The sequence below is a fragment of the Pseudomonas sp. Au-Pse12 genome (genome assembly GCF_021341665.1).
Lineage (GTDB): Bacteria > Pseudomonadota > Gammaproteobacteria > Pseudomonadales > Pseudomonadaceae > Aquipseudomonas.
Genome location: NZ_JAJTTH010000009.1, coordinates 273,701 through 296,132, shown reverse-complemented (window position 1 = coordinate 296,132; position 22,432 = coordinate 273,701). Strand labels below are relative to the sequence as shown.

30 protein-coding genes are annotated in these 22,432 nt (G+C 62.6%); 11 read left to right on the top strand and 19 right to left on the bottom strand.

Going from position 1 to position 22,432, the window contains the following annotated elements; genetic code table 11:
* Positions 1 to 272: 272 nt before the first annotated feature.
* Positions 273 to 1,964, bottom strand: a complete 1,692-nt coding sequence (locus tag LXM55_RS24775) for a trypsin-like peptidase domain-containing protein (RefSeq protein ID WP_233322790.1) — start codon at positions 1,962 to 1,964, stop codon at positions 273 to 275.
* 407 nt (positions 1,965 to 2,371) lie between these two features.
* On the bottom strand, positions 2,372 to 2,683 hold the full coding sequence (locus LXM55_RS24770) for a DUF3077 domain-containing protein (protein ID WP_233322789.1): 312 nt from the start codon (positions 2,681 to 2,683) through the stop codon (positions 2,372 to 2,374).
* Positions 2,684 to 2,974: 291 nt separating this feature from the next.
* Between LXM55_RS24770 and LXM55_RS24765 the strand changes: the two genes are divergently transcribed.
* Positions 2,975 to 3,652 carry a phytanoyl-CoA dioxygenase family protein gene (locus LXM55_RS24765; RefSeq protein ID WP_233322788.1) on the top strand — a complete coding sequence of 226 codons (678 nt, stop codon included), beginning with the start codon at positions 2,975 to 2,977 and terminating at the stop codon, positions 3,650 to 3,652.
* Between the two features lie 16 nt (positions 3,653 to 3,668).
* Here LXM55_RS24765 and LXM55_RS24760 read toward each other — a convergent pair whose 3' ends face one another.
* The 4 genes from LXM55_RS24760 to LXM55_RS24745 form a co-directional block, all read right to left on the bottom strand.
* Complete coding sequence (locus LXM55_RS24760) at positions 3,669 to 4,241, bottom strand: DUF1963 domain-containing protein (protein WP_233322787.1); 573 nt, start codon at positions 4,239 to 4,241, stop codon at positions 3,669 to 3,671.
* Between the two features lie 86 nt (positions 4,242 to 4,327).
* Positions 4,328 to 4,516 carry a hypothetical protein gene (locus LXM55_RS24755; RefSeq protein WP_233322786.1) on the bottom strand — a complete coding sequence of 63 codons (189 nt, stop codon included), beginning with the start codon at positions 4,514 to 4,516 and terminating at the stop codon, positions 4,328 to 4,330.
* 2 nt (positions 4,517 to 4,518) lie between these two features.
* Entirely contained in the window at positions 4,519 to 4,782 is a 264-nt protein-coding gene (locus LXM55_RS24750; RefSeq protein ID WP_233322785.1) for a hypothetical protein, read from the bottom strand.
* A 229-nt stretch (positions 4,783 to 5,011) separates the two neighbouring features.
* The gene (locus LXM55_RS24745; RefSeq protein ID WP_233322784.1) at positions 5,012 to 5,926 is read right to left on the bottom strand and encodes an SGNH/GDSL hydrolase family protein; all 915 of its coding nucleotides are present in this window, start codon (positions 5,924 to 5,926) and stop codon (positions 5,012 to 5,014) included.
* A 196-nt stretch (positions 5,927 to 6,122) separates the two neighbouring features.
* Between LXM55_RS24745 and LXM55_RS24740 the strand changes: the two genes are divergently transcribed.
* Positions 6,123 to 6,551: a hypothetical protein gene (locus tag LXM55_RS24740; RefSeq protein ID WP_233322783.1), complete on the top strand. Its 429-nt coding sequence runs from the start codon at positions 6,123 to 6,125 to the stop codon at positions 6,549 to 6,551.
* A 209-nt stretch (positions 6,552 to 6,760) separates the two neighbouring features.
* Here LXM55_RS24740 and katG read toward each other — a convergent pair whose 3' ends face one another.
* From katG to LXM55_RS24720, 4 genes are all read right to left on the bottom strand, one after another.
* A complete protein-coding gene (katG, locus tag LXM55_RS24735) occupies positions 6,761 to 8,941 on the bottom strand; it encodes a catalase/peroxidase HPI (RefSeq protein WP_233322782.1) in 2,181 nt (726 codons plus the stop codon).
* Positions 8,942 to 9,136: 195 nt separating this feature from the next.
* Positions 9,137 to 9,643 (bottom strand): GNAT family N-acetyltransferase, encoded by a 507-nt coding sequence (locus LXM55_RS24730; protein WP_233322781.1) that lies wholly within the window; start codon positions 9,641 to 9,643, stop codon positions 9,137 to 9,139.
* A 31-nt stretch (positions 9,644 to 9,674) separates the two neighbouring features.
* Positions 9,675 to 10,247 carry an HD domain-containing protein gene (locus tag LXM55_RS24725; RefSeq protein WP_233322780.1) on the bottom strand — a complete coding sequence of 191 codons (573 nt, stop codon included), beginning with the start codon at positions 10,245 to 10,247 and terminating at the stop codon, positions 9,675 to 9,677.
* Between the two features lie 126 nt (positions 10,248 to 10,373).
* Complete coding sequence (locus LXM55_RS24720; protein ID WP_233322779.1) at positions 10,374 to 10,931, bottom strand: helix-turn-helix domain-containing protein; 558 nt, start codon at positions 10,929 to 10,931, stop codon at positions 10,374 to 10,376.
* 189 nt (positions 10,932 to 11,120) lie between these two features.
* Here LXM55_RS24720 and LXM55_RS24715 point away from each other — a divergent pair, with 189 nt between their 5' ends.
* Positions 11,121 to 11,462 carry a low molecular weight protein tyrosine phosphatase family protein gene (locus LXM55_RS24715; RefSeq protein ID WP_233322778.1) on the top strand — a complete coding sequence of 114 codons (342 nt, stop codon included), beginning with the start codon at positions 11,121 to 11,123 and terminating at the stop codon, positions 11,460 to 11,462.
* 127 nt (positions 11,463 to 11,589) lie between these two features.
* Here the strand turns inward: LXM55_RS24715 and LXM55_RS24710 are convergent, their stop codons facing one another.
* Positions 11,590 to 12,786: a PrpF domain-containing protein gene (locus LXM55_RS24710; RefSeq protein WP_233322777.1), complete on the bottom strand. Its 1,197-nt coding sequence runs from the start codon at positions 12,784 to 12,786 to the stop codon at positions 11,590 to 11,592.
* A gap of 233 nt (positions 12,787 to 13,019) precedes the next feature.
* On the opposite strand from LXM55_RS24710, the gene LXM55_RS24705 reads away from it, so the two are divergent.
* The 3 genes from LXM55_RS24705 (at position 13,020) to LXM55_RS24695 (ending at position 15,268) form a co-directional block, all read left to right on the top strand.
* Positions 13,020 to 13,643: an alpha/beta fold hydrolase gene (locus LXM55_RS24705; protein ID WP_233322776.1), complete on the top strand. Its 624-nt coding sequence runs from the start codon at positions 13,020 to 13,022 to the stop codon at positions 13,641 to 13,643.
* 231 nt (positions 13,644 to 13,874) lie between these two features.
* Positions 13,875 to 14,456, top strand: a complete 582-nt coding sequence (locus LXM55_RS24700) for an AidA/PixA family protein (protein WP_233322775.1) — start codon at positions 13,875 to 13,877, stop codon at positions 14,454 to 14,456.
* A gap of 191 nt (positions 14,457 to 14,647) precedes the next feature.
* A complete protein-coding gene (locus LXM55_RS24695; protein ID WP_233322774.1) occupies positions 14,648 to 15,268 on the top strand; it encodes a LysE family translocator in 621 nt (206 codons plus the stop codon).
* A 91-nt stretch (positions 15,269 to 15,359) separates the two neighbouring features.
* Here LXM55_RS24695 and LXM55_RS24690 read toward each other — a convergent pair whose 3' ends face one another.
* From LXM55_RS24690 to LXM55_RS24680, 3 genes are all read right to left on the bottom strand, one after another.
* A complete protein-coding gene (locus LXM55_RS24690; protein WP_233322773.1) occupies positions 15,360 to 15,602 on the bottom strand; it encodes a DUF3079 domain-containing protein in 243 nt (80 codons plus the stop codon).
* A 71-nt stretch (positions 15,603 to 15,673) separates the two neighbouring features.
* Positions 15,674 to 16,126 carry an Lrp/AsnC family transcriptional regulator gene (locus tag LXM55_RS24685; protein WP_159893406.1) on the bottom strand — a complete coding sequence of 151 codons (453 nt, stop codon included), beginning with the start codon at positions 16,124 to 16,126 and terminating at the stop codon, positions 15,674 to 15,676.
* A gap of 18 nt (positions 16,127 to 16,144) precedes the next feature.
* Positions 16,145 to 16,399, bottom strand: a complete 255-nt coding sequence (locus tag LXM55_RS24680; protein ID WP_233322772.1) for a hypothetical protein — start codon at positions 16,397 to 16,399, stop codon at positions 16,145 to 16,147.
* Here LXM55_RS24680 and LXM55_RS24675 point away from each other — a divergent pair.
* Positions 16,386 to 17,003, top strand: a complete 618-nt coding sequence (locus tag LXM55_RS24675) for a LysE family translocator (protein WP_233322771.1) — start codon at positions 16,386 to 16,388, stop codon at positions 17,001 to 17,003. The genes LXM55_RS24680 and LXM55_RS24675 overlap by 14 nt on opposite strands.
* A gap of 9 nt (positions 17,004 to 17,012) precedes the next feature.
* On the top strand, positions 17,013 to 17,525 hold the full coding sequence (locus LXM55_RS24670; RefSeq protein ID WP_233322770.1) for a MaoC family dehydratase: 513 nt from the start codon (positions 17,013 to 17,015) through the stop codon (positions 17,523 to 17,525).
* On the opposite strand, the gene LXM55_RS24665 is transcribed toward LXM55_RS24670, so the two are convergent.
* On the bottom strand, positions 17,503 to 18,432 hold the full coding sequence (locus LXM55_RS24665; RefSeq protein WP_233322769.1) for a LysR family transcriptional regulator: 930 nt from the start codon (positions 18,430 to 18,432) through the stop codon (positions 17,503 to 17,505). The genes LXM55_RS24670 and LXM55_RS24665 overlap by 23 nt on opposite strands.
* Before the next feature lie 92 nt (positions 18,433 to 18,524).
* On the opposite strand from LXM55_RS24665, the gene LXM55_RS24660 reads away from it, so the two are divergent.
* The 3 genes from LXM55_RS24660 (at position 18,525) to LXM55_RS24650 (ending at position 20,326) form a co-directional block, all read left to right on the top strand.
* Positions 18,525 to 19,004 carry a GNAT family N-acetyltransferase gene (locus LXM55_RS24660; RefSeq protein WP_233322768.1) on the top strand — a complete coding sequence of 160 codons (480 nt, stop codon included), beginning with the start codon at positions 18,525 to 18,527 and terminating at the stop codon, positions 19,002 to 19,004.
* Positions 19,005 to 19,274: 270 nt separating this feature from the next.
* The gene (locus LXM55_RS24655) at positions 19,275 to 19,676 is read left to right on the top strand and encodes a hypothetical protein (protein WP_233322767.1); all 402 of its coding nucleotides are present in this window, start codon (positions 19,275 to 19,277) and stop codon (positions 19,674 to 19,676) included.
* A gap of 95 nt (positions 19,677 to 19,771) precedes the next feature.
* Positions 19,772 to 20,326 (top strand): UPF0149 family protein, encoded by a 555-nt coding sequence (locus LXM55_RS24650; RefSeq protein WP_233322766.1) that lies wholly within the window; start codon positions 19,772 to 19,774, stop codon positions 20,324 to 20,326.
* A gap of 85 nt (positions 20,327 to 20,411) precedes the next feature.
* Here LXM55_RS24650 and LXM55_RS24645 read toward each other — a convergent pair whose 3' ends face one another.
* From LXM55_RS24645 to LXM55_RS24630, 4 genes are all read right to left on the bottom strand, one after another.
* Positions 20,412 to 20,999: a hypothetical protein gene (locus LXM55_RS24645; RefSeq protein ID WP_233322765.1), complete on the bottom strand. Its 588-nt coding sequence runs from the start codon at positions 20,997 to 20,999 to the stop codon at positions 20,412 to 20,414.
* Positions 21,000 to 21,009: 10 nt separating this feature from the next.
* Positions 21,010 to 21,621: a hypothetical protein gene (locus LXM55_RS24640; RefSeq protein ID WP_233322764.1), complete on the bottom strand. Its 612-nt coding sequence runs from the start codon at positions 21,619 to 21,621 to the stop codon at positions 21,010 to 21,012.
* Positions 21,622 to 21,724: 103 nt separating this feature from the next.
* Positions 21,725 to 22,072, bottom strand: coding sequence for a hypothetical protein (locus LXM55_RS24635; RefSeq protein WP_233322763.1), 348 nt, complete (start codon positions 22,070 to 22,072; stop codon positions 21,725 to 21,727).
* 39 nt (positions 22,073 to 22,111) lie between these two features.
* Positions 22,112 to 22,405: a hypothetical protein gene (locus tag LXM55_RS24630; protein WP_233322762.1), complete on the bottom strand. Its 294-nt coding sequence runs from the start codon at positions 22,403 to 22,405 to the stop codon at positions 22,112 to 22,114.
* Positions 22,406 to 22,432: the final 27 nt, after the last annotated feature.

The following is a 22,432-nucleotide window of genomic DNA, read 5'->3' as shown; positions in this document are numbered from 1 at the left end:
ATTTTATACTTAAAGCTATAACCACCCTCATAAATAAACGATATGAGAAGCTGGAAAAAACTACGCTTAATCCAAGACACCCTTCAACTTAAGGCTGCTTTCGGCCAAAAGCGGTCGCTAATTCTCACAAGTTTACGCCGATAATGAATTGCGCATAACTCACTACCACATTCCTACCACTAAGGTGTTGCAGCATGTTTTAGCAGCCATCGTTTACATAACATGCTGCTGTGATTAGCATTTTTTGAAAGGAGTCGAAAAACCAAGCGAGACTAAATTACTCCGCTTTTTTCTAGATATTCTTTTAACTCAGAAACTCTAATGAACGAGTTTTTACCTTCCGGGCTGCCAGCGGCACCTTGAGCTGCAATTCCAACTACGTGGTAGCTCGAATTAATTACGGGCCCACCACTATTTCCAGAATACAATGTCTTATCAACTTCACTATGCATCACACCACTCAACGGATATTTATTGGTAAGTCTACACTTCAATACTCCGACATCACTACTTCCCTCTTTGAAATTTGGGAAGCCTAGAACCGCTACACGATCACCAATGTTGGGCTCTCTAACATCCTCCAGCGAGAACACTTCTAGACCCGCGGGAGGATCTACGATTTTCAACACCGCAAGATCAAGGTCTTTATTACGAATGATTACCTTTGCCTCATAAATATTTTCGTCCCCCATCCTCCTGATCAAGCATTCATCAACCTCAACTCTTACACCATCGCCAAATAGCTCAGCAAGCACATGCTCACAAGTTACCAATAAGCGACCGCCTATCAGGAACGCACTACCTTGGCTATTGACAAGCCTGCCATTTATCTCCTCATTAATCTCAATAACCCAACACTTGTCCTTTATGAATTTTCCAACCTTAAAATTATCTGAGTCTTCACGAGTAGCAATTGGAGCATTAGGAACTTTGGAGTTAATCGGTAGCATATTGTATCTGTGCGCAAGCCTTCTGTAGACCTCTGACTCATCACCAACTACTTGTTTGATGTAAAGTAATCGCCCTTGCAGATGAGTCTCAATACTTGCAGTAGAATTTTGGTTTTTTTCTTTGAAAACCGAGTTCGAAACTTCTAGGCCAAGCTTCTCTATCGAGTGTATCAAAGCCGCAGTTTTTCTAATGTATGGCCGGGGTACATTTGGCTTTTGATTAGTCACGAGCCCAGTTACGAGCTGCCGCTCACGAGCGCCCTGTAATCTAACTTTATCTTCGTTGATTTTGAAACCGTGAGTTTCGATTACAGCAGCGAGCTCATGCCCGACCTTGCTACTGTAATGATTTGGCCTACCATTAAGCTCTCGCCACTCTACCACTTCTTTAGGAACATGCTCTATCGGGCTATAGAATGAAAACGTCATATCGTCAGCATAGCGTGTATAAACTGCGCGATGACGCTTTGCCAACGAATAAAGGTCTCTATCTAAGCTGGCACATAGCATGTTTGATATAACTGGAGAGCTTGGAGCACCCTGGGGCAATACACCATCTACAGTGGTTAAGTGCGCAATTACTGATGCGGTCGCTGGGGAAAGCGAATAAGGCTTCGCCATTAACATCCCACGGACACGCCCGAAAGTTATAGTTCCGAAAAAGTTCTCCAAATCGACATTGAAAACGTATTTTTTTCTGCAATGAGGCCGGGCGTTGGCGACAATTGATTGCCCAACTAAAAATGCCTTAACTGGTGCCCGTGGTTTGTAGAGTTTTGAAAGCAAGCCCGCTATCCGCCCTTGAATAGTTTTAAGCTTGTCGGTTGGTGCCAATATTTTTCGTTTTCCGCCATTTTTCTTCGGAATTTCAAATGCAAAATAATGCCGCTTCATTTCTCCACGGTAGTAAAAATGCTTGATTTTTCCGTAGCTCGTCCCAAGAAGTGTTGCCAGCTCTTCAGGAGCAGTATATGGATTGAGGGCCAATAAGTTTAGGAAAAAGCCTCCATTCATATTTCACCCTATTCCTTTAAAGATAATTCCCCAGAGTCGCAAAGGGCTGTTGCTTGTAGCATTTTTGAGCTGGGTCGCATTTGAACAACCCTATTTAATACCTGAATGGAGGCCCGAAAAGCCTACTTTACCGCCTTCGAAACTGCAAGCAATTCGCCAGCACAATGAGGTCATTGACTTCGCAGCCACGTTCAGTGAATCGCTCATGATTTCGTAGGCAGCGTTGCCGGTAGCAGTTGGCCGACTGCTGCTGGACGTAAAGGGCTGCATTGGTTCGGTAACAGCCTTCGCAACAAACAGAAAATGACCCAGGCTGTGTGAAAACGTTTTAGAGCGAATTTGACAGTCAGAACTGCAACAAAAATCGCGTTGCGAGGCAAATATGCTCTGATCTACTTTGCTTCTATCTACTCCGTGCGATGTTGTCCTAACTCAGAGTCGCTCCCATCCCTTCTATCCCTCCACCCAAACCCCACATCATCAATCACCGCCTTCCCCATCTCCGCCAAAAAATACGCCGCCCACGCATACCTCTCCCCCTGCTCTTCCATAGCCGCATCCAGCGCTAACTTCTTGGCGTAGTACAACAGCGTCGAAGCCTGCTCCAACGCCTGCTGCAAAGGCACATCCGCATTGACGCGAAACAACGTTAGTTCAGGATCGGCACATTGGCCAAAAGTGACAAAACCTTGGGTTTTGATTGAATTTGAATGGCTCATCGAGCACCTCCCGCCAGGGTCTGGCAGCAGAGGCTTTTGAGCGGAGGAAGGTGAAAGGAACGACAGCAAATTTCGGACAGATTACCGGCAGACATGATTGAAACTCCCAGATCAACAATGTGCCTGCATCTGATCGGGTTCTCAGGCCCGGTCGCTGATTTTGCAGCGACCGCAGCAGACTAGGCGGCTGTTCACATTGGGGCAATGTCTAAACCGTCGCCGGTTATGTCCAGGGCTTTTGCCCACAGGTATGCTCGGCACGTTATTGCAGATAAGGATATCCAGCCCCCCATGACCGCCCGCGAACAGCTCCATCGCAATGGCTATACCCTGCTGCGCCAAGCCATCCCACTCGACTGGCTGGCGGACCTGCGCGCCACCTTCGATGCTGGGGTAAAGCCGTCGGACCAATGGCCCGTGCCCCGTGGCTGGGACTGGCGCCATTCGCAGTTGGATATGGATGTGCGGGTGCAGGCCCTATGCCGCTTGCCCCAGGTGCTGGCGGTGGTGGGCGAGTTGATCGGCGAGCGTTTCTTTCTCGCCCAGGTGGAGGGGCGTGAGCCCGTGGCCGGGGGCGGTCATCAGGTGTTGCACCGTGACTTGTCGGTGCAACGGCCGGGGGATGTGGTCAATGCCATCGCCTATCTCGACGACTACGGGCCGCAGAACGGCGCGACGCGGCTGGTTCCCGGCAGTCATCGCCCCGCTGCGCAGGAGCCGCCGTTCGACTTCGCCGACGAATCACGCGCGATGCAGCTGTCCGGTGCTGCGGGGGACATTCTGCTGTTCGATGTCGATCTGGTGCACGGGGCCTGCCGCAACCCGAGTGGCGCGCGTCGGCGTTCGCTGCTGATCAGTTATTTTGCCGAGCCGCTGTACGCCAGCCAGCAGCAAACCGCGAGCCTGCGCAATGTTCAGATGGACACCCGCGAGCGCTTCGATCCCAAGGATTTTGCCCTCGTGGGCTGAGGGCCCGCCCCCTGTCTTATGAACTCTGGATGATCAGGGCCCCGGCCATCAGGTCTTCGTCATCAATGCCTTGCTTCAATAGCAGGTAGCCGGTTCCGCCGACCAAAATGCCCTTGTGCCCTGGAGCGGCCCTGTTCAACCGGGAGTTGTTGATCTGCAGCACATAGTTCAAGCCTGGGCGTGTCTCTTGATCCTGAATCCAGGCGGGTATTCCGGCGATTTTAGCCAGGCCGTTTTCGTCGCTGTCCTGCCCCGGATTTTCAACCACGGCGATTCGCCGCGCCGGGGTGATGGGCTGTCCGTAACCATCCACCTGTCGCGCCGCGGGCCTGTAGGCCAGCACCTTGCCGCCCTCTTGCATGGCCTGCTCGATGTAGGTGTCGCTGACGATTGAGTAAGGCGTAAACAGCGAAACCACCAGCTCGTCATTCAATTGCATGCCGGCAAGGTATCGATTGATAACGCTGGCCGGCAGGCTGGCAAGGTGCAGCAAGGGGGCGCCCGTCGAGTCCGTGGGCCAAGGGATGGACTCAGGCAGGTAGGGGTTGCCGCCGAGGTAGGCGGAGCCCTGGTCGGGCTCTTCGGGCAAAAACACTAGTTCGTTAAACAGGGGCTGTTCCTCTCAGGCGTGCCGTTGCCCAGGTGGTTGCGTGGGCGCGGGTCTTGGGGCTGTTTTCAGTCCGCCAGGCGGCTGGCCAAACGTTGTAATGCCTGGGCCAGTTCCAGGGCCTGTTCTGCCGTCAGCTCCACGGGGTCGTTGTGTTCGGTGCAGGCCTTGAGATGAATGGCACTGCCCTGCTCTATCCATAGGCGCACGGCGCCCTCGCTGCTCTCGACATAATCCGTTGTGCGCTCAGCCGGCATGTTCATTCACCTTGTGCGTAGGCCGTGGCCAGTTCCAGCAGGCGGGTGAAATTGGCGATGGCGAAATACAGGTCATCGCGGGTGTCGCCGTCCCATTCTTCGACGGCTTCGCGGGTGGCCTTGAGTGAGGCGATGCGGGTTTTGATCTCGGCGATTTCCTCGGCGCCGCACTGGGTGGCGATGGCCTCCCAGCGTTCCTGGGGAATGTTTTGCTGGACCGAAAGCCCGGCTTTGGCTTGGGCAATCAGTGCGGTGAGTTGGCTCATGGGGTATTCGTCCTGAAACAACGGCCTTCGAATCGGAGCGCGATCGCGGGCTGGAATGTGCAGAGGCGCAGCTTGTGCGTTAGGCGCTTTGAGGCGGGTCACTTTATCGGGTTCAAGCCCAAACAACGACCTCAAGAATGGAGCCAAACCCATGTCCTGCATACCACTGGAGCACTGGTTGCTGGCCTCTAGGCCTGGGGTGCCTACCGGCTATGACCGATAGCGAACCTCAACGGCTCGCTTTCAGCGTTTCAAACATCGCCTCGGCGGCCAGGGCGTGGACTTTGCGGGTCGGGTGCCATTCATCCCAGTAGTAATGGACATCGGGATCCGCACACACGGGTTTGACGTCTGGATAGGTGGCTTGGCACGGGGTATCCAGATCCTTCAGGCCCGCCGCCTCGGGTGCCGCGCGAAGTTTGTTGCTGAAGGCCAGGTGGTCGAAGTAACTAAGACTGACGTGATGGGCGTTAGCCAGTGTTGTCAGCACGGCGGGCAGTTTTTGTTCGAGTATCTGTTGGTATTGTGTTGCGTTCTTGACTTGATTGCCCTGCACCACAGCCGGCACATGGCTCAAATCCGTAGTCCCCACCACCATCACGTGTTTCGCGCCTGCTGCGATCAGCGCCTCGGTGCTCTTCTGTATGTTCGCCACGCTGTTCTGGCCAAGCACGTCAATCGTTTCTGGATGCGAGAAGTCGGCCCATTCAAAAAAGTCGTTGGCTGAGATGAAAATGAAATAGAGCGCATTCGGATCCGCCTTGTGTGTTTTGGCGGCTTGCAAATGATCGGCGATTTGGCCGAAAACCCCAGTGTCGCGAGAGGGCTGCATCCAGGCGTAGTAGTTGCCGTTGCCGCTTTTGGCGCCGCCAATCGCGTAGTCGGTCAAGGGGGTTTTCAAGGCCTGCGCCAAGTGCTCGACGGCGGTGGGGCCATTGCTCCAGCGTCCCTGCCAATACAACGAACCGGGTAGCGCCTGTGCATCTTTGACCTTCTGCGCGGCCATTGTTCGGGTGAAGGTTTCACCCGCACCGTTGTCGGAGTAGCTGTCACCGAAAGCATAGAGATGATCGTAGCCAGGGCCGCCAAAGGCGGTTGATGCCGTCATTGTCATTAGAGCGACCAAGCACGCACGTCGAATCATCGAAAGTCTCCCAGGTGGTCGTCCTAGACTACCGCTGGCGACGTTTTGCCTTGCCACGGTTGCGACCTGCATTTAGCTGGGGGCGCAAAGAGTGTGCACGCAGGCTTTTTTATCCCGCCTGTTGCCTCGGGTGCTTGGCAGAACCCCACGGGTCGGCTTCAATGACCGCCCCTTTTCATGTTCAGGAGCTAGAAGGATGCAGCTTTATTACCGTTGGGCGGCCGCATGGGTCATGGCGTGGGTACTGGGAACCGGGCTGGCCCAGGCCGAGGAACGGCCACAGGTGGCGGACAAGATCCTGGCCTACACCGGGCCACACGGCGTGAAGGTCTGGACCTTGCGCATTGGTGAGCGCAGCGCCCATCAGGCGTTGGTGCAGGTGGAAGACGCCGACCACGACTGGAACATGCGCATTCAGAAAATGAGCGTGGAGCAAACCGACCGCGACACCCGTTACTTCACTCAGGTGGATGGGCAGAAGTTCGTGGTGCTGCTGCTTCAGGAAGGCTATGGCGAGCTGCATCTGCCAGGTGAGGCCAAGCCGCTGAAGGTGGGCTATGACAGCAACCTGTCCAGCTATGGCGATGCCCAGGCGTTTCTCAATGAGTACCTCAAGGCCCAGTAGAGCCTCTGGCGGGCGCTGTGGGTGCAGCGCCCGCGGATTCAAGGGTGGTCGCGGCCAGAAGGCTGCGACCGCGTTGCTGGGAACGCCTTACTGGGGAGGTGGCTGTGGCGTTTTTGGGGCCGCTTCGCAGCCCAGCGGGAGCAAGCTCCCTCGCCACAGGTGACCAGTCCTTGTGAGGTGTTGGGGTTTCCCCAGCCTCGCGCCTTTTTCTAGTGCAGATCGAACCGGTCCAGGTTCATCACCTTGTCCCAGGCGGCGACAAAGTCACGCACGAACTTCTCTCCCGCATCCGCCGCTGCATACACCTCGGCCAAAGCCCGCAGTTGCGAGTTGGAGCCCAACAGCAGGTCGACCCGGGTGCCGCTCCATGTGTATTGCCCGGTGGCGCGGTCGCTGCCTTGGTACAGCTCGCGGGCCTCGGACTGGGGCTTCCATTGGGTGCCCATGTCCAGCAGGTTGACGAAGAAGTCGTTGCTCAGGGTGCCCGGGCGCGCGGTGAACACGCCGTGGGGCGCTTGCCCGACGTTGGCCCCCAGCACCCGCAGGCCGCCCAGCAGCACGGTCAGTTGCGGGGCGGTGAGGGTCAGCAGTTGCGCCTTGTCCACTAGCAGGGCTTCAGCGGTGACGCCGGAAACCGGCTTGAGGTAGTTACGAAAGCCATCGGCCACGGGTTCCAGCACCGCGAAGGAGTCGACATCGGTCTGTTCCTGGCTGGCGTCCATGCGCCCCGGGGTGAACGGCACGCTGACGCTGTAGCCGGCATTGTTTGCCGCCAACTCCACCGCCGCGCAGCCGCCGAGGACGATCAGGTCGGCCAGGGACACGCGCTTGCCATTGCTTTGCGCGCTGTTGAAGGCGCTCTGGATGGCTTCCAGGCCTTGCAGCACCTGGGCCAGTTGCTGCGGCTGGTTGACCTCCCAGTCTTTTTGCGGGGCCAGGCGAATCCGCGCGCCGTTGGCGCCGCCGCGCTTGTCCGAGCCGCGAAAGGTCGAGGCCGAGGCCCAAGCGGTGGACACCAGTTGCGCCACCGACAGGCCGGAATTGAGGAGCTGCGCCTTGAGCTGCTGGATGTCCTGGGCGTCGATCAGCGGGTGGTTCAGCGCCGGAATCGGGTCTTGCCAGATCAGTTCTTCGGCCGGCACTTCCGGCCCCAGGTAGCGGGCGCGCGGGCCCATGTCGCGGTGGGTGAGCTTGAACCAGGCGCGGGAGAAGGCTTCGGCCAACTGCTCGGGGTGCTGGTGGAAGCGCCGGGAGATCGCCTCGTAGGCCGGGTCGAAACGCAGCGACAGGTCGGTGGTGAGCATCGACGGCCTGCGGCGTTTATTCGGGTCGGCGGGGTCCGGCACGCTGTCGGCCCCGGCGCCGCCCTTGGGTCGCCATTGATGGGCGCCGGCGGGGCTGGTGGTCAGTTCCCAGTCGTAGCCGAACAGGTGATCGAAGAAGTCGTTGCTCCAGCGGGTCGGGGTGGTGGTCCAGATCACTTCCAGACCGCTGGTGATGGCGTCGCCACCGACACCCGTGCCGAAGCTGCTGCGCCAGCCCAGGCCCTGTTCTTCCAGGCCGGCGGCTTCCGGCTCGGGGCCGACATGGCTGGCCGGGCCGGCGCCATGGGTCTTGCCGAAGGTGTGGCCACCGGCGATCAGGGCCACGGTTTCTTCATCGTCCATGGCCATGCGGGCGAAGGTTTCGCGGATATCCCGGGCCGCCGCCAGCGGGTCGGGGTTGCCGTTGGGGCCTTCCGGGTTGACGTAGATCAGGCCCATCTGCACCGCCCCCAGGGGGTTCTCCAGCTCGCGGTCGCCGCTGTAGCGCTGGTCGCCGAGCCAGGTGGTTTCGCTGCCCCAGTAGACGTTGTCTTCCGGCTCCCAGACGTCCTGGCGGCCTCCGCCGAAGCCGAAGGTTTTAAAGCCCATGGATTCCAGGGCGACGTTGCCGGTGAGGATGATCAGGTCGGCCCAGGAGAGCTTGCGCCCGTACTTCTGCTTGATCGGCCAGATCAGCCGCCGCGCCTTGTCCAGGCTGACGTTGTCCGGCCAGCTGTTGAGCGGGGCGAAGCGCTGCTGCCCGCCCCCGGCGCCGCCGCGGCCATCGGCAATGCGGTAGGTGCCGGCGCTGTGCCAGGCCATGCGGATGAACAGCGGGCCGTAGTGGCCGAAATCCGCCGGCCACCAGGGTTGGGAGTCGGTCATCAAGGCCAGCAGGTCGCGCTTCACGGCGGCCAGGTCCAGGGTCTTGAATTCGGCGGCGTAGTCGAAGCCCTCGGCCATCGGGTCGGACAGGTGCGAGTGCTGGTGGAGGATCTTCAGGTTCAGTTGGCCGGGCCACCAGTCACGGTTGCTGGTGCCTTCGCCGGCGGTGTGTTTGAACGGGCACTTGGATTCGTTGGACATGATTCACTCCTTCGGTCATCCCTGCCCGGCCGCTCGACTGGGGCCCAAGGCTGGATGTGCGTATGAACAGCGTAGTGAACGGCAACCGAAGGTAAAAATAGCTGCGCTGCATGACCGCGCCATAAAAAAACCATGACCGTTGCCAGGCGGTGGCACAGGGCGCCAGTGTGGCGCCCTGCCCTTGAACCCCGTCCCTTAGCTCTGAGCGTCGAAGCCCGGGTGGAAGCTGACTTCGCCACTCGGGTACGAGCCGTGGAATGCCTGGGCCTGGAAGTACTCGGGCGGCACTCCAGCCAGCTGCGGCCCCTGCCCGGCCTTGAAGCCGAAGCGCGAGTAGTAGCCGGGGTCGCCCAGCACCACGCAGCCGGCTGCCCCCTGCGCCTGCAACTGCTTGAGCAGTTGGCGGATCAACTGGCCGCCAATGCCCTGGCCCTGACGCGCCGGCAGCACCGACACCGGCGCCAGCCCGTACCAAGCGGGCTCGCCGCTGCTCAGGGTGACGGGTGAAATCGCGGCATGGCCAACCACTACGCCCGCCTCTTCGGCCACCAGGGACAGGGTCAAGGCGCCGGCTTCGCGCAAGGCATTCACGATGTACTGCTCGGTGTGGCTAGTGTGCTCGGCGTCGAGAAAGGCCTCGCGGGTCAGCTGTTCGATGGCGGGGATGTCGCTCGGGCGTTCGTTTCTAATCATCAGGCTCATAGAGATCCGGGTATCTGCGGTAAACAAGGGTTCACCCGGCGGCGTCGAGACGACGCTGGGTATCGGCATCGATCTGCGCGCGCAGGGCCTGGAACAGGGGGCTGGCATCGGTATAGCGCCGACCGTAGCCGAGGTTGAAGCCGTAGTCGAAATCCGCCGGGTTCTGGCCCTGGGTGTGTTGCAGCAGGGTTTCCAGCTTGTCCAGGGCCTTGACCGCGCGCGCCTCGGGGCTGGCGGCAGCTTCATATTCGTCCCACAACTGCAGCAGGCGCTCGCGGGCCGGGGTGTCCAGGGCCTGGGCCAGCAGTTGCAGGTCCTCGCGCTCCTGCTGGCTCTTGTGCGGATGGGCGGCCTGGGCCACCGCCGGGATATCGCCATGGATGGCTTCCCCCAGGTCGTGGACGATGCACAGTTTCAGCACCCGCAGCAGGTCCAGTTGCCCCAGCTGATCCTCGAACAGCAACGCCATCAGGCACAGGCGCCAGCTGTGCTCGGCGGTGCTTTCCTGGCGGCCGCTGGAGGTGTGGGCGCTGCGCAGCACGTCCTTGAGTTTTTCCGCTTCACGGAGAAATTCAAGGCGGCCGCTGAGGAGTTCGCTGTTCATGGGGAAACCTGCGCAGGTGGGCGGGAGAACGCTGCGCCAGAGCGCTGCGGAGTGGCCCACCAGACTAGTCAGCAAGGGCGTCCAGGTCCACGGATAAAATATGCGTGGCGTGCCTCGACAAGCGCGTCAGAGGGTTTCCACCAGCCGCACGGCGTTGCCGTCGGACAGGTTGAGGCGGGTCCAGCGGCACTGGCTGGGGGCGATGGGCACGATGGCCGAATCGTTGTGGCCGCTGAAGAACTCCAGGGACGGCGGCGCCAGCACTTCGCGCCAGCCCAGGTCATCCAGGGCGGCTTCATTGCGCACGATTTCCTCGGTGCAGAAGCCCCACAGGGATTGGCCCAGCAGCTCGCTCAAGGGCACGCCGAACTGTGCGGCGCGGGTTGGCGAACAGGCCAGCAGGCGGTGGGTCAGGTCGCACACCAGGTGCACGGCGCGCGGGCTGTCGTTCACCAGCCGCGCCAGGGCCTGATCGGCGGCGGCGCTGAGGTTGGCTGCCAGCAATTGCTCCAGGCGCGCCCGCTCCGCCGGTTCCATGGCTTGCCGGCCGTTTTCCCAGCGGGAAATGCTCGACTGCGCCACGCCGAACAGCTCGGCGGCGTGCTGCTGCTTGACCCGGTGCAACAGGCGCCAGCGCCTGAGGGCCAGGCCCAGATGGGGTGAGGTGAACAGGGCTGCGGACATGGCGTGAGCGATGCGAGTCAAGGGGCTGGCAGTTTCGCAGCCACAGCGCTTGGCGGGCAACCTGCGCTGACCAACGCCATTGGCCCGGCGCGTCACAAGTTGCTGGACAGCGTGACCAAAGCCCCGAAAAATCAGCGCCTTTGCCCTGTCCTTTACAGGCTGGGCGTCTGTGCCAAGGAGTTCGGCCCAATGCTCAATGTCTTGTTTGTCTGCAGCCAGAACAAGCTGCGCAGCCCCACCGCCGAGCAGGTGTTTGCCGACTGGCCAGGAATCCAGACCGCATCGGCCGGGCTCAATCACGATGCCGAAGTACCCCTGGGCCCGGAGCTGGTGCAATGGGCCGGGCTGATTGTGGTGATGGAAACCCGCCACCGGGAAAAACTGCGCAAGCGCTTCAAGGCGCAGTTGAACAACCAGCAAATTGTCTGCCTGAACATTCCCGATGATTACGACTTCATGGACCCGGAGCTGATTCAGTTGCTGCGGCAGAAGGTGCCGCAGTTTCTCCCCAATGCCAGCGAGGCCCGCTGATATGGCTTTGATATTCAGAGCCCCGCCGGAGCTGCGGCTGGAGCTGCGCAAGACCCCATCGGCTGGCGAGCCTGCGGCTCGTTCGCAGCCTTCGGCAGCGGCTACACGAGGCGGATGCGGGGCGGGGTCAGGCGCGGTGTGCGGTGCCAAGGGCGGCGATCAGTTTCGCCGAGGCGTTGTACAGCGGCGTGCTGCCCTGCACCAGAATCTGCGCGCTACGCCGGTAGGCGGCGCCGTCGATCAGCAGTTCCCCGGCCACCTGCCGGGCATTGATCAGGGTCTCCAGCACCCCGGCGGGGTTTTCAATCGCCAACGGGTATTCGCCCTTCGCTTCACCTATCACCGGTGCCCGTGGCAACAGGGCGTGGGCCACGGTGCCTTCGGCCAGGCAGGCCGCCGCCAGGCAGCAGCCGCCGGACACCGCCAGGGACGGGTGGGCGTTCTGGGGGGTGAAGTAGCGGGTGGCGATATCACCGCCTTCTCGCGCCGGGCTGACGATGCAGATCTTGGGAATGGTTTCGCTGCGCCGCAGGTCGTCGGCGCTCATCAGGCGGCCATCGCGCTGGCGCAGGCCCATGCGCAGGCCGCCTTGCACCATCAGCTCCAGCAGGCGCGCCTTGAACTGTGGGTCGGCGTCCAGTTCGGCCGGGCTTTCCTGCCCGGTCTTGCCCAGGTCCGCCGCGCGAAGGATGACCATCGGCACCGCCACGTCGATGCAGGTGGCGGCAATCCCATCCAGCAGGTCGACCCGTTGCCCGCTAGGAAACAGCGCGCCGGTCTTGGCCCCCACCGGATTGTCGAGAAACAGGTCGACCCCGGGAAACACCCCGTTGACCCCGGGAATCCGCGTGTCGCTGAGCAGCCGGCCGTCGTGCAGGCTCAGGCGCGCATACATCGTGGTCTGGGTGTTGCTGTTGAAGATCTCGATCTGCCCACCGCCCTCCCCGGGCTGCAGCCAGCCGCGCTGCAGGGCATACAGCGGCAATGCCGCCGACATGTTGCCGCAGTTGACGCTCCAGTCGATGGCGCTCTTGCCCGCCGCCAGTTGCGCCAGGGTGCTGATCATCCGCGTCTCGCCGGGGCGGCGTTCGACGATGAACACTTTGTTGCTGGTGGGCCCGCCGCGGCCCAGGCCGGTGATCTGGGTATTGCCCGGCCACTCGCCGGCCAGGGGCACGCCCATCAGGTGGCGCAGCAATTCTTCCACCAGGGCTTCGTCCGCGGGCAGCGCTTCGCGGGCCAGGATCAGCCCGGTGGAGGTGCCGCCCCGGGCGTGGCACACGGGAAATTCAGGGACAGCAGCAGGCTTAGGCAAATCGGACATGGCGGGCGCCTCCACGGTGGGCGAAAGGAGCGGCCCCAGCTCGGGCGGGCAACGGGCCGCAGCGCCGCATGATAAACCCTGGCGGCGGGTCCCGGGGCGCCAGCATGGCGCGCCGCGCATCGCCTGATGCGGTGCTTGCTCGCAGCACCCGAACCCCGTATTTTCTGGCGCCGCCGCGTGGCCCCTGGCCGCGCAAGGGTTCAACCCACCGCCCATGGACCAGGAGCGATGCCATGCCCCAAGCCCCCCAGCAACTGCTGTTTCTGCCCGGTGCCTCGGGCAATCGTCAATTCTGGCAACCCCTGGCCGCGCAGCTGCGCCATCCGGCGCGGCAGGTGCACCTGGGCTGGCCGGGCTTCGGCGATACCCCGGCACAGCCAGACGTGCAGGGCATGGACGACTTGCTGGACCTGGTGCTGCGGCGCATCGACCGGCCCACTGCGCTGGTGGCCCAGTCCATGGGCGGCATCCTCGCGGTGCGGGCGGCCCTGGCGCGGCCGGAGCTGATCACCCATCTGGTGTTGAGCGTCACCTCCGGTGGCGTGGACATGGGCGAGTTGGGCGCCACGGACTGGCGCGGCGACTATGCCGCGGCCTACCCGCAGTTGCCCCGCTGGTTCGTCGATGACCACAGCGACCTCGGCCCGCGCCTGGGGGAACTGGGCATGCCGGTCTTGCTGCTGTGGGGCGACTGCGACCCCATCAGCCCGGTGGCGGTGGGCCAACGCCTGGCCAGCCTGCTGCCAAAGGCCCGCCTGCGCATCGTGCCGGGCGCCGAGCATGACCTGGGCCTGACCCACGCCGAGCTGGTCGCGCCCTGGCTGGAAGAGCATTTGCAACGGCTGGGCCAGGGCTGAGGCCGTGGAGTCCGGTGACACCGCTCGTCCACCGCCGAGCTTTTTTCAACCCGGCGGTTTGACTAACAGTCTTCAGGATCTAGATTCCACTCGCGACTGCATGGAAGTGCATCAAGCCCGCTGTCGGACTGCCGGGCCAGCGTACTGATGCTCGGTGGTCGCGCCCCGGAAACGTGCTTGCCAATGTGCCTGGGCAACCCGGGCACCCAACGCGACAGCAGGGAGCTGGACATGAGCGACGTAGACATCATGATCACCATCGATGTGGACACTATCCTGGGCAGCGAGGGCCAGACCTTCGACTCAGGCGTGTTCCATATCGAGAAAACGAACCCGAACACCCCCTCTCACCTCTACAACTACACCAACCGGTCGGGACGACTCTCCAGCCAGGCGATCTACATGGTGGCCCGGCGCGACGCGACCAACCAGACCTCCGAGGGAACCGACGAACTGGTGGTCAACGTCCGCGAGGGTGACCATATCCGCTGGCGCACCACCAGCCTGTCCAAGGGGCTGGACCACGCCGTGCTGCTGTACAAATACACCCAGACCAGCCCGGTGGTGACCTCGCAAAACCCCGACTATGTGCAGAACATCCAGCCGAAGGTTCTCGACCAGACGCCCCTGCCCATCATCAACGTGAACAACCCTTCCGGGCAGCCCATCGCGCAAGTGGTGAGGAACTTCTACTGGGAAGGTGACGCCATTCGCCAAGGCAGCATTACCTACACCTGGGCCTTCATGATCGTCGACCGCAACAACAAAATTGTCGGCTACTGCGATTGGGACCCCTATATCAACATCAGTTGACCCGGATTGCGCCTCTCCCTGTTGCGCCAGGGAGAGGCGCTGCACCGCCACCTCGCCTCTGTACCCTCCTCGGCCCGCCCTAGACCCGCCACACGCACCACACTTGCCTCGCGCCACGCACGCGCTTTATTTTGTCGACCCAGCTCCCGTCGCCTGCGGAGCCGTTCTCTCATCCCTGCCCCGGAGCCCGTATGGACCTCGCGACCCTGAGCCTGTTCGTCCCCGCCTGTTTCGCCTTGAACATGGCCCCCGGCCCGAACAACCTGCTGTCGGTGAGCAACGCCACCCGCTATGGCTATCGCCGCTCCTGCCTGGCCGGCGCCGGCCGCCTGCTGGCGTTCGCCGCCATGATCGCCCTGGCCGCCGCCGGCCTGGCGGTGGTGCTGCAAACCTCGGAGTTGCTGTTCCAGGCGATCAAGGTCCTGGGCGCGGGCTACCTGCTGTACCTGGCCTGGCAACTGTGGCGCGCCAACCCCGGCACCGAAGTGAACGGCCACGCCCCCAAGGTCGGGCTATGGGCCCTGGCCCGCCAGGAGTTCCTGGTGGCGGCGGGCAACCCCAAGGCGGTGCTGATCTTCACCGCCTTCCTGCCGCAGTTCGTCGATCCGGCGCAGCCGATGGGGCCGCAGTTCCTGGTGCTGGGCGCGCTGTTTCTGGGGCTGGAGTGGATCGCCATCTGCGCCTACGCCTACATGGGCCTGCACATGCGCCGCTGGCTCGCCGAACCGCGCGGCAAGCGCCTGTTCAATCGCGCCTGCGCGCTGCTGTTGTCGGGGGCGGCGTCGGTGCTGCTGATGGCGCGTCGCGGCTAGAATTGTCCCTTCAGTCGGGCGGTGACCGCCCGACTGCTCGACCAGCCACTCCCACTGGCGCGCCAGCCAGTCACGTCGCGGGCGACGCCCCTCAGCTTGGGCCCCCCGCACCCATGGGGCGTGGTGTCTTCAGCCCCGGTTCCACCTGGCTGTCCGCCGGGACCTCGATGCCCCAGTCGCCCTCCAGGTACCAGTCGTCACCGAGCATCTCCGCCGGGTGCATGGTGCGATCGGAACCGTTGCCGCAGGCCAGGGCATTGGCCGCGCAGTAGCGGTCGCAGCCCCAGCAGATCCGCTCGGGGTGCTTGGGGCGCAGGGGAAAGGGCTTGGCCATGGCGGCTCCCGCAAACTGGGTGGAGGAGCCTGCACACTAAATCGCCCGGGGCCGGCGGGCGTTGACCCCGATCACAACGGCAGGGTGCGGTCCTGGATCACCTGCTTCATCACCAGGGTCGAGGTCAGGCGCTGGACATTGGGCAGGGTCGACAGGCGTTCGTCGTACAGCCGCTGGAACGCCGGCAGGTCGCGGGTGATCACCTGCAGCAGGTAGTCGGGCTCGCCGAACAGGCGTTGCGCCTCGACGATCTGGACAATGCCCTGCAAGGCATTTTCAAAGGCCGCCACCGCCTGGTGGTCGCCTTCGCGCAGGGTGACGAACACCATGGCCGAGAAATTCAGGCCCAGGGCGCTGGGCGCCAGTTGCGCGCGATAACCGAGGATCACCCCGGACTGTTCCAGTGCCCGCACCCGGCGATGGCAGGGCGAGAGGCTGAGGCCGACCCGATCCGCCAGGTCGGTGACCGACAGGCGCCCATCGGCTTGCAGCTCGGCAAGAATCTTCTGATCAATCCGGTCCATTCCAACAATCCTTCCCAATCAAAGAGCAATCACTGGAATATTAGAGAAAATATCCCCCGCGCTCTTCAATATTCTTTCTCCGAGCCTGAAAGCCACCGTTCGCCGCGCTGCTGCCCGGCGAGCGTCCACCTGATGCCCGTGAGAAAGCCCCATGCCCTGCTCCATGCCCTGCTGCTCCATTACCCCACCGCCCGCGCCGTTGCCGGACACCGCGCGCCGTGTCATCCACGCCCTTTGCGCCCAGTCGAGGTAAGCCGCCATGGAACCGAGCATGCTGGCCGCGTTCTGGGCGGTGTCGCTGTTGTTCGTGATCACCCCCGGCGCCGACTGGGCCTACGCCATTTCCGCCGGGCTCAACGGCCGGGTGGTGATTCCCGCGGTGTCCGGGCTGTTGAGCGGGCACTTGCTGGCCACACTGGTGGTGGCCGCCGGGGTCGGCGGGCTGCTGGCACGCTACCCGCTGGCCCTCTCCACCCTGACCGTGGCCGGTGCCGGCTACCTGCTGTGGCTGGGCATCGGCCTGCTGCGCCATCCGTCCACGCCCCAGGCCGGCGCGGCCCAGGCCAGTACCTCCTGGGCCCGCTGGTCGTTCAAGGGCCTGTGCGTGAGCGGCCTCAACCCCAAGGTCTTCCTGCTGTTCCTGGCCTTGCTGCCGCAGTTCACCAGCCCCACGGCCGCCTGGCCGGTGCCGCTGCAGATCCTCGCCCTGGGCCTGTTGCATGCCGTCAGTTGCGGGCTGGTCTACCTGCTGGTGGGTTTCGGTTCGCGGAGCGTGTTGCAGGCGCGCCCGGTGGCCGCGCTGTGGGTCGGTCGCCTGTCGGGCGGGTTGATGATCCTGATTGCGCTGGTGTTGCTGGCGGAACAGCACCTGGCGTGAGGAAGCCCCATGCACAGCTTCAGACAGCGCGCGGCCCAAGGGCTGCAACAAGGTGACCGCTTCAGCCTCTCGCGGTGCTTCACCCGCGAGGACATCCAGCGCTTCGCCGAGGTGTCCCGGGACTACAACCCGGTGCATTTCGATGCGGCTTTCGCCCAATCCCGAGGTTTTCGCCAACCGGTGTCCCATGGCCTGCTGACCGCCAGCCTGGTGACCGAGGTCGGCGGGCAGATCGGCTGGCTGGCGTCGGCGATGAGCTTCCAGTTCCGCCGTCCGGTCTATCCGGGGGATACCGTGACCTGCCACTGGTTGATCACCGAGGTGGATGCCCGGGGCCGGGCCACGGCGGTCATCACCCTGACCCACGAGGACGGCGCAATCGTGCTGGAAGGCGAAACCCGCGGGGTCCTTCCCGGCAAACAGGAACGGCAGTTGCTCAGCCAGATGCTCGCCGAGGGCGACCCCGGCAATCCTCTGGCGCACTCCGGCGCACAGGTGCTCAAGGACGATGCCCCTCGATAAACAACTCCCGCAGTTGTCGACGCATCCAGGCATGGGCATCGCTGCGGGCGTACTTGCCATGGCTGTAGAGCTTCAGGGTGTAAGGCGGGATCGTGAACGGCGGCGGATACAGCGCAATGGCCGCCGCGGATTGCAGGGCCTGGGCCGCCTGGCGCGGAATGGTCATGATCAGCTCGGTGCCGGCAATGATGAAGGGCGCAATCATCACCGCCGGCAACTGCAAGGCGACGTCCCGTTGCAGGCCCATGCCTTGCAGCACCAGGTCCACCACCCCCCGCGCCTCGCCCCAGGGCGTGATGACCGCATGCCGTTCCGCCAGGTAGCCCGCAAGATCGGGCGCACCCTGGATTCGCGGGTGCGCCCGGCTGGCAATGACCACGTACTCGTCGCTCAGCCAGTCCTCGCTGTCCACGCCGGCGGGCAGCGTATCACGAGCCTCGCTGTAGCCCAGGGCGAAATCCACCGCGCCGCACGCCAGGTCCTCGATGGAGACCTTGCGATCGGAGTAGACCACCCGCAGGCATAATTTCGGTGCAACCTGTTGCAGCCGGCCGAGCAGTGTCGGCAACAGCTGGAAAGCGGTGTAGTCGGTGGCGGCGAAGACGAAAGTTCGCTGGCTGGTGGCGGGGTCGAAGGGTTCCCACTGGCCCAACTGGTCGGAGAGCAGCTTCAGGCTTTCAGCCACGGTCTGCGCCAGCAGATCGGCACGCTGGGTGGGGTGCATGCGGTTGCCCTGGCGGATGAACAACTCGTCGTTGAGGGCATCGCGCAGGCGCGCCAGGGCATGGCTGAATGCCGAAGCACTGATTGCCAGCTCGCTGGCGGCCAGGGCCACGGTACGGTGGCGATACAAGGCATCGAAGGTCAATAGCAGGTTGAGGTCGAGACGGCGCAGCAGTGGATGCATGGTTTTCATTAAACCCTGAAGAAAATGCAGTACATGCAGTTTATGCCATCCCTTAGCATCGACACTCTTGTTATCCAACGGACTGATGCCCCTTGAACCTGCACATTCGCCCCGCCCACCCCAACGATGCCCCACAGATCCTGGCCTTCATCAGCCAACTGGCCGAGTACGAAAAAGCCCTGCATGAGGTCAAGGCCCGCGTCGCCGACCTTGAGCAAAGCCTGTTTGGCGAACAGGCCAGCGCCCGCGCGCTGATCTGCCTGAAGGACGCTCAACCGATCGGCTTTGCCGTGTATTTCTTCAGCTACTCCACCTGGCTGGGGCGTAATGGCCTCTACCTGGAGGATCTCTACATCAGCCCCGAGCATCGCGGCTGCGGCGCCGGCAAGCTCATGCTCAAGCACCTGGCCCGGGAAGCCTGCGCCAAGGGTTGCGGGCGTTTCGAGTGGAGCGTGCTGGACTGGAACGAGCCGGCCATCGAGTTCTACCAGTCCATGGGCGCGCGCCCACAGGCCGAATGGGTGCGCTATCGCATGGACGGCGACACCCTGGAGAGCTTTGCCCAATCCTGATGATGCCGGGGCAGGCTGGCGGTTCGTCGCGCTGACCTGGGCAGGCCGCGACAGGCCTGTTCCTCACCGGCCAGCAAGCGCGGCAACACCTGCGGATCGTCGTGGTTCGATAGCAGCGTGACCGGCTGCTGTAATTCCATGTCCCTGGCGCTCCCGAATGGGAAAGTTCGCCCCCGTCACAGGAAGGGTAAGGACCAGGCGGGGAAACGGATGCGGCCGACTGCATATTTTTCTCTGCCAGCTTCTGCAGGGTCGCTATGATGGTTCCCCATGACCCCTAGCACGCCCATCCGCCAACCCTGTCCGCCCGGCGCCTGCATCTGCGAGCGCGAGCAGTTGCTGGACACCCAAGGAGCCGACCTGCGCATCCTCTTGCTCACGCGCCAGGAGGAAAAGCGCCTGCTCGAACGCCTGGAAAACCTCAAGGACCTGGCCGACCTGGAACACATGCAGCGCCAGATGCTGGAGAAACTCGGCATCCGGGTGCAGATCACCCCTAGCGACAACGAGGTGCGCAGCATGCGCGGCATCGCCATTTCCCTGGGCGAGTTGCCCGGGCTGTGCCGCAAGACCCGGCAATCGATTCCGGCCGCCATTCGCCGGGCCATGGAGAACCGCCCGGAAATCGCCTACCGCCTGCTGGACGCCCAGGACCTGCTGCGCGGCACCTGAACCCCGCTCACCCAGGCCTCGCGCTGGCCGCTTGAGGCTTGCAGCCTGGCGCGTGAACCCGGAAACTTGCCGCTGCTTTTTCCAGGACTCCCCTCATGCAAAACACCCCACTGAACGCCGCCGACTTCGAGCTGATCGAAGACACCCTGCTCAAGTACGGCGACGACCACTCGGTGCTCAATCCCTGCGAGCTGGACGGTTACTTCACCGCGCTGGTATCAGGCCCGGCTCAAGTCGATATCGCCGAATGGTTCCCGGGCATCTGGGGCGGCGAAAACCCGGCCTGGGAAACCCCGGAGGAATGCCGACAGTTCATCGACCTGTGCGTGCGCCACATCAACACCCTGGCTGCGCAATTGACCCAGGCCCCGGAAGCGTTCAAGGCGCGCTTCGAACAGACCGAGCACCAGGGCCAGGACCTGCTGTTGGCCGAAGAATGGTGCTTCGGCTACCTGCGCGGCGTGGCCGTGGGCAACTGGCCGGAGATGCCGGCGCCGCAGGTCCGGACCCTGCAGTTGATCATCGACTGCGCCGAACAGGACAACTTCGAACTGCCGGCCGACCTGAACCTGGAGCAGCATCGCCAGCAAGTGGCGGCCATCGAACCGGCCGCGCGCACGCTGCATGCCTATTGGGCGGCGCAGCGCTGAAATAAACCGCGCCCCATGAAAAACGCCGCGGGCTCCGACCGGAGCCCGCGGCGTTTTTGTCTGCGCCCGGCAAGCGGCGCGGGGCTTACAGCAATTTGCGCTGCACCGCCTCATCCAGGGTGCTGCGGGCCAGTTGCTGGACCACGTCGCGAGTGTCCGCCTGGAAGGGAATGGCGACGATCAGCAGCAACTGCATCCAGGTGCGCACCGACTCGCTCTTGCGAATCCGCCCCAGCTCCTTGCCGTCCTTGTCCTTGAACACCGTCTCCAGGGTGAAGGTGTTCTTCGCCGTGGACGGAATAACAAAGAAGGTGGCGCCGGTGATGATGGCCGAGGCCATGCTGAACTGTTCGTTGTTGTACAGGGTGGCTTCGGCATACAGGTCCGATTCGACCTTGTCGGTGCTGACCCGGGCAAAGCGCCCGGACTGGCGGTAGGCATCGGCCACCACGGTTTCCCAGGCGGCCGCCGGAGCGCCGGCGGCGGCATTGGCCGGGCCGCCGTTGACCTGGTACATGGCGGTGGTGCGGACAAAGGCGCTGGGCTTTTGCTCGGCGGTCTGTGCCGCCGGCGGCCAGGTGCCGACAGCGCTCAATTCGTGTTGCGAGTAGGACACGCAGCCGCTCAGCAGCACCGCCGCGAGCACCAGGGTGTGCTTGATGAAACCCGACATGGGACTCTCCTTAGTGTTGCGCCAACCGGGCGGTGGCGTTGTCCAGCAACTTGGCAACCAGTTCGTTCAGCTGCTTGGCGCCCTGGGTCGGGGCCCAGTACTCGCGGCCGTACAGGCCGACGTTGCGCTCGAACTTGAGCTGCTCCTTGGCACTGGCCAGTTCCTTGCCGTTGCGGTCGACGATCGACAGGTCGCCGGCCAGATCGAAGGTGTCGACGTAGATCGGACCGTTGACCCAGATCCACACGGTCAGGGTCAGCAAGGCCCCGGGCAGGTAGCCCGGGTGCGGCCCGCGATGGCCCTTGAGGGAGGTCATGTTGAATTTCAGCACCACGTCTTCCTCGCCCAGGCGGGTGGGGAATTCGCTGAGCTGCTGGAAGTAGCCGGCGCTCTTGACGTAGGGGGTCAGCTGGGCCGTGAGCGAACGGCTGATGGCGGTGCGCGTGGCGTCGTCGATACCGCTGGCGGTGACTTGCACATCGGCGATTTGCGCGGTGCGCGGGCTGCTGATGGGCGCGGGATGCAACGGCGCGCCCAGCGGGCCGGTGACGTTGTAGGAGACACAGCCGGTCAGCGCCAGGGTGGCGATGAGGGCGGTGGCCCCGAGGAGGGTTCTGAACACGAAATATCCTTATTGAGGGACGGACAGCACCAACGTCTCGACCCAGGGCTCCATAACTTTAGGAAAACCTTGAAGTTAATTGCGCAGCCCGGGGGTTCTGGCATCAGCAATAGCCATCGCAGGCCTCCAGCAGATTGAGCAGGTGCTCCTGGGGCATCGAGAGCGACTCACGCTCCTCAGGCGTCGGCTCGCGCCACTCAAGCTCGGGGTCGGTCTCCACAATCAGCAGTGCCACCTGGAGCTCATTGAAGAAGGCGAGAATGTCGCGCAGTTCCTGCTCGCGCTGCACATGGTCGTTGTGAAACAGCTTGGCGCTGTAGAAGAAGCCCTCGGCGCCACGGCGCAAATAGCCCTGGGCAACACTCAGGGACAGGCCCAGGCGTTGATGGAGAAACTTCACCAGCGCCAGGCTGGTGGTGGGCGTCGTCGTGGCGAGGCTGATGCGGGACATGACAGGTTCCTTGAAAAACCACGGGGAATGACAGCGCGCCTATTCGGGGCGCCACAGTTCGAGCCCTTGCACATGGCGTTCGATGTCATCCATGCCGTCCTCCCCCAGGGTGCAGTCGAAGGGTTCGCTGAGGATCCTGCGCACCCGGGCCAGGCGCTGGGTGACCTGCTGGCCATCGATGAAATCGGTGGTCGCGCGCTGGTAGTCGGCCACGGGCTTGTCCCTGTAATAGGCGCCCATCTTGTGCAGCGAGATCAACACGAACTCCAGTTCCGCCAGGGCCTGCAGGGCCTGCTCGCCTGACAGCGTGATGGTGCGGTTGCTTTCCAGCATCGAATACTTCCTTGGCTCTCAACAATT

Coding starts and splice junctions, on each gene's coding strand:
- LXM55_RS24775 (WP_233322790.1), bottom strand. CDS start 1,964: ATGAATGGAGGCTTTTTCCTAAACTTATTGGCCCTCAATCCATATACT.
- LXM55_RS24770 (WP_233322789.1), bottom strand. CDS start 2,683: ATGAGCCATTCAAATTCAATCAAAACCCAAGGTTTTGTCACTTTTGGC.
- LXM55_RS24765 (WP_233322788.1), top strand. CDS start 2,975: ATGACCGCCCGCGAACAGCTCCATCGCAATGGCTATACCCTGCTGCGC.
- LXM55_RS24755 (WP_233322786.1), bottom strand. CDS start 4,516: ATGCCGGCTGAGCGCACAACGGATTATGTCGAGAGCAGCGAGGGCGCC.
- LXM55_RS24750 (WP_233322785.1), bottom strand. CDS start 4,782: ATGAGCCAACTCACCGCACTGATTGCCCAAGCCAAAGCCGGGCTTTCG.
- LXM55_RS24745 (WP_233322784.1), bottom strand. CDS start 5,926: ATGATTCGACGTGCGTGCTTGGTCGCTCTAATGACAATGACGGCATCA.
- LXM55_RS24740 (WP_233322783.1), top strand. CDS start 6,123: ATGCAGCTTTATTACCGTTGGGCGGCCGCATGGGTCATGGCGTGGGTA.
- katG (WP_233322782.1), bottom strand. CDS start 8,941: ATGTCCAACGAATCCAAGTGCCCGTTCAAACACACCGCCGGCGAAGGC.
- LXM55_RS24730 (WP_233322781.1), bottom strand. CDS start 9,643: ATGAGCCTGATGATTAGAAACGAACGCCCGAGCGACATCCCCGCCATC.
- LXM55_RS24725 (WP_233322780.1), bottom strand. CDS start 10,247: ATGAACAGCGAACTCCTCAGCGGCCGCCTTGAATTTCTCCGTGAAGCG.
- LXM55_RS24720 (WP_233322779.1), bottom strand. CDS start 10,931: ATGTCCGCAGCCCTGTTCACCTCACCCCATCTGGGCCTGGCCCTCAGG.
- LXM55_RS24715 (WP_233322778.1), top strand. CDS start 11,121: ATGCTCAATGTCTTGTTTGTCTGCAGCCAGAACAAGCTGCGCAGCCCC.
- LXM55_RS24710 (WP_233322777.1), bottom strand. CDS start 12,786: ATGTCCGATTTGCCTAAGCCTGCTGCTGTCCCTGAATTTCCCGTGTGC.
- LXM55_RS24705 (WP_233322776.1), top strand. CDS start 13,020: ATGCCCCAAGCCCCCCAGCAACTGCTGTTTCTGCCCGGTGCCTCGGGC.
- LXM55_RS24700 (WP_233322775.1), top strand. CDS start 13,875: ATGAGCGACGTAGACATCATGATCACCATCGATGTGGACACTATCCTG.
- LXM55_RS24695 (WP_233322774.1), top strand. CDS start 14,648: ATGGACCTCGCGACCCTGAGCCTGTTCGTCCCCGCCTGTTTCGCCTTG.
- LXM55_RS24690 (WP_233322773.1), bottom strand. CDS start 15,602: ATGGCCAAGCCCTTTCCCCTGCGCCCCAAGCACCCCGAGCGGATCTGC.
- LXM55_RS24685 (WP_159893406.1), bottom strand. CDS start 16,126: ATGGACCGGATTGATCAGAAGATTCTTGCCGAGCTGCAAGCCGATGGG.
- LXM55_RS24675 (WP_233322771.1), top strand. CDS start 16,386: ATGGAACCGAGCATGCTGGCCGCGTTCTGGGCGGTGTCGCTGTTGTTC.
- LXM55_RS24680 (WP_233322772.1), bottom strand. CDS start 16,399: ATGCTCGGTTCCATGGCGGCTTACCTCGACTGGGCGCAAAGGGCGTGG.
- LXM55_RS24670 (WP_233322770.1), top strand. CDS start 17,013: ATGCACAGCTTCAGACAGCGCGCGGCCCAAGGGCTGCAACAAGGTGAC.
- LXM55_RS24665 (WP_233322769.1), bottom strand. CDS start 18,432: ATGCATCCACTGCTGCGCCGTCTCGACCTCAACCTGCTATTGACCTTC.
- LXM55_RS24655 (WP_233322767.1), top strand. CDS start 19,275: ATGACCCCTAGCACGCCCATCCGCCAACCCTGTCCGCCCGGCGCCTGC.
- LXM55_RS24650 (WP_233322766.1), top strand. CDS start 19,772: ATGCAAAACACCCCACTGAACGCCGCCGACTTCGAGCTGATCGAAGAC.
- LXM55_RS24645 (WP_233322765.1), bottom strand. CDS start 20,999: ATGTCGGGTTTCATCAAGCACACCCTGGTGCTCGCGGCGGTGCTGCTG.
- LXM55_RS24635 (WP_233322763.1), bottom strand. CDS start 22,072: ATGTCCCGCATCAGCCTCGCCACGACGACGCCCACCACCAGCCTGGCG.
- LXM55_RS24630 (WP_233322762.1), bottom strand. CDS start 22,405: ATGCTGGAAAGCAACCGCACCATCACGCTGTCAGGCGAGCAGGCCCTG.